This is a genomic window from Allobosea sp. CER48, assembly GCF_044752385.1.
Taxonomy (GTDB): Bacteria; Pseudomonadota; Alphaproteobacteria; order Rhizobiales; family Beijerinckiaceae; genus Allobosea.
On record NZ_JBIWYK010000370.1, the window covers coordinates 1 to 3,243 of the forward strand.

Consider the following 3,243-nt stretch of genomic DNA (forward strand, 5'->3'; position numbering starts at 1 on the left):
CCGTCTGCAGGAAGGCATCGAGCCGTGGCAGATGCGCGGCGCGATCGGGCGCATGTGGCTGCAGTGCGAGCGCGCGCAGCCGGTCCAGCGCAACCCGCGGCTCCGCGAGCGCGACAGCGGCCGGCGCCTCGGCAAGCCCGACGATGGCGACGGGCCGGCCTTCCCGCGTCGCGGCGGCGATCCGCGATTCGGCGACGGTGACGCGGTCGGCCCAGTCGGAAGCCGCGCCGAAGCCATTGTCGACGAGAAGAAGGACGGGGCCGCGCAACGGCGTGCCTTCGCGGGGCGGATTCCAGATCGGGCCGGCGACGGCGAGGATGACGAGCGCGGCAACGGCCATCCGCAGGGCGAGCAGCCACCAGGGTGTGTGAGCCGGCAATTCCCGCTTGGCGACGAGGTCCGCCATGATCTTGAGCGGCGGGAAGTCGATGCGGCGCGGCCGCGGCGGCGTCACGCGCAGGATCAGCCAGAGCGCCGGCAGCAGCGCGAGCGCCGCCAGGGCGAGTGGGGCGGTGAAGCTGAGGGGGAGGGCGCTGAACATGGCGGCTCTCCCTCAGAAACCGGACGCGCCGCGCGAGGCGGCGACGAGGCTGGCGATGCGGAGCACGGCTTCGCTGGCCGGGCGGTCGGTGCGGTGCAGCGTCAGGGTCCAGCCGGCCTTGCGGCAGGCTTCCGTGATGGCGTCGCGATGGGCTGCGAGGCGCTGCCGGTATTCGTCTCCCCAGGCGCCGGCGTCGCCGACTCGCAGGCTCAGCCCGTCCTCGAGATCGAAGAGCTCGGCCTGGCCGGTGAAGGGAAAGGTCTCCTCGATCGGGTCGGCGATCAGGAGAAGATGCCCGCGCGCGCCGGACGACGCCATGGTGGCGATGCGCTGGGCCAGCGACGCCGAAGGCGAAAGCCCGTCGGTGATGATGATGGCATCCGCCAGCCGCGGCAGCGGCTGGCTCGGCGGCAGATCGGCCTCGCCCGTCCGGCGGTCGGCAAGGATCGCCTGCGCCAGCATCTCGATGATGCGGCGCGAGGCCAGGGCCCGCGTCAGGCCGAGATGGCCGACGCGCTCGCCACCTTCGACCATCGTTTCCGCCAGCGCGAAGCCGGCGACGAGTGCACGATCCACCTTTGAAGCCATGGCCAGCGAGGAGGCAAAGCCCATCGAGGGAGAGCGGTCGATCCAGAGCCAGATCGAATGGGAGGCTTCCCACTCGCGCTCTCGCACGAAGAGGTGGCCGTCTCGTGCAGAGCGGCGCCAGTCGATGCGCGAGGCGGATTCGCCCGCCACGAGCGGCCGGTACTGCCAGAAGGTCTCGCCGGGGCCGGAGCGCCGGCGGCCATGGATGCCGTGGATGCTGGCGGAAACGCGGCGGGCTTCGAGGATCAGGCGTGGCAGACGCGCGGCAAGGTCGAGCGATTCCGTCAGAATCGGCTTGGCGGGTTTCCGCTCGCTCGGGCCAAGGACACGCGTACGCAACATAGGCTTATCCCAACCGTTCCACGAGCCGGCCGATCACGCCCTCGACTGTCTCGCCATCGGCCCGGGCGGCGAAAGTCAGCGCGACGCGGTGCTTGAGGACGGGCAGAGCGAGCGCCGCGACATCGTCGACGGACGGTGCGAGCCGCCCCTCGACCAGCGCGCGAGCGCGCACGGCAAGGGTCAGCGACTGGCTGGCGCGCGGGCCGGGCCCCCAGGAGAGCTTGTCGGTGATGGACGGGTCGCCCTCGCCGGGCCGGGCCGAGCGGACGAGATCGAGGATCGCATCGACGACGGCCTCGCCGACAGGCAGGCGGCGCACCAGGCGCTGGACCGACATCAGCGTTTCGGCGGTCATCGCCTGGGATGGCTTGTATTCGGTCGCGCCGGTGGTCTCCAGCAGGATGCGCCGCTCGGCCTCTCGGTCGGGATAGCCGACGTCGATCTCGAGCAGGAAGCGGTCCAGCTGCGCCTCGGGCAGCGGATAGGTGCCTTCCTGCTCGATCGGGTTCTGCGTGGCGAGGACGTGGAAGGGGGCCGGCAGGTCGTAGCGTTCGCCGGCCACGGTGACGTGGTGCTCCTGCATCGCCTGCAGCAGTGCGGATTGGGTGCGGGGCGAGGCGCGGTTGATCTCGTCCGCCATCAGCAGCTGCGCGAAGACCGGGCCCTTGATGAAGCGGAAATGGCGCTTGCCGTCGGCGCTCTCGTCCAGAACCTCGGAGCCGAGGATGTCCGACGGCATCAGGTCGGGCGTGAACTGGACGCGGCGGGCCGCGAGGCCAAGCACGGTGCCCATGGCCTCGACCAGCTTGGTCTTGGCGAGGCCGGGAACGCCGACGAGCAGGCCATGGCCGCCAGCGAGCAGCGTGACGAGCGAGAGATCGACGACCTTCTGCTGGCCGAATATGACCTGGCCGATCTCCTTGCGCGCCGAGCCGATCGCGCCGAGCGCGGCCTCGGCCGCCTCGACGATCCCGCTGTCGAGATCGATGGGGGATGTGCTCTCGCTTGCGCGGGCTTGCGCCGCCATGTCGGTCTCCTTCACTGTCGCGGGCCGTTACCCCGCCATGCGAACCGTCGATCTGTTCGGCCGTTGAGTGTGGACGGGCCACTTCGACGGCTCAAGCGCCGAATGGGGCGGTACACATAAACTCGGCTTCACGATTATGTGGAGTTCAAGGCGGAAAGGCGATGCAATGACGATGCCGAAGACGGCGCAGTCCGGGTTCTGATGACTGGGGCAGGGAGCGCGATGGATCGGCTGATGGCCGCGCTTGGCAGCGGGGCGCAGCGCGGCATGCCGCCGGTCGAGCGCTGGAACCCGCCATTTTGCGGCGACCTCGATATGCGGATCGCGGCAGACGGGACCTGGTTCTACATGGGCACGCCGATAGGCAGGCCGCCGCTGGTGAAGCTGTTCTCCTCGGTTCTCAAGCGCGAGGGAGACGATTACTTTCTCGTGACCCCGGTCGAGAAGGTCGGGATCAAGGTGGAGGATGCGCCGTTCCAGGCGGTCGAGATGCAGCTCGACGGCGAGGGCGACGCGCGCAGCATCGCCTTCCGGACGCATGTCGATGACCTGTTCTGCGTGGGCGCGGAGCATGGCCTGCGTTTCGAGCGGGCTGCGAAGGACGGCCTGAAGCCTTATGTCCATGTCCGTCGCGGACTCTGGGCCCGCCTGACGCGTGCGTTGACCTATGATCTGCTCGCGCTGGGCGAGGTGAGGGAGGTCGAGGACGTGGCGATGTTCGGCGTCGCGGCGTCCGGGCAATTCT

4 protein-coding genes are annotated in these 3,243 nt (G+C 69.8%); 1 reads left to right on the top strand and 3 read right to left on the bottom strand.

Annotated features, from left to right (window positions below; all coding sequences use genetic code 11):
• From ACIPIA_RS12940 to ACIPIA_RS12950, 3 genes are all read right to left on the bottom strand, one after another.
• Nucleotides 1-541: BatA domain-containing protein (locus ACIPIA_RS12940; protein WP_400510140.1), on the bottom strand; the 541-nt coding region annotated here is incomplete at its 3' end.
• A 12-nt stretch (nucleotides 542-553) separates the two neighbouring features.
• Nucleotides 554-1,471: a DUF58 domain-containing protein gene (locus tag ACIPIA_RS12945; protein WP_400510141.1), complete on the bottom strand. Its 918-nt coding sequence runs from the start codon at nucleotides 1,469-1,471 to the stop codon at nucleotides 554-556.
• 4 nt (nucleotides 1,472-1,475) lie between these two features.
• The gene (locus tag ACIPIA_RS12950; protein WP_400510143.1) at nucleotides 1,476-2,498 is read right to left on the bottom strand and encodes an AAA family ATPase; all 1,023 of its coding nucleotides are present in this window, start codon (nucleotides 2,496-2,498) and stop codon (nucleotides 1,476-1,478) included.
• A 234-nt stretch (nucleotides 2,499-2,732) separates the two neighbouring features.
• On the opposite strand from ACIPIA_RS12950, the gene ACIPIA_RS12955 reads away from it, so the two are divergent.
• Nucleotides 2,733-3,243: DUF1285 domain-containing protein (locus ACIPIA_RS12955; RefSeq protein ID WP_400510144.1), on the top strand; the 511-nt coding region annotated here is incomplete at its 3' end.

What these genes read in the sequence shown, in the direction of transcription:
- ACIPIA_RS12945 (WP_400510141.1), bottom strand. Translation starts at nt 1,471, where the DNA reads ATGTTGCGTACGCGTGTCCTTGGCCCGAGCGAGCGGAAACCCGCCAAG.
- ACIPIA_RS12950 (WP_400510143.1), bottom strand. Translation starts at nt 2,498, where the DNA reads ATGGCGGCGCAAGCCCGCGCAAGCGAGAGCACATCCCCCATCGATCTC.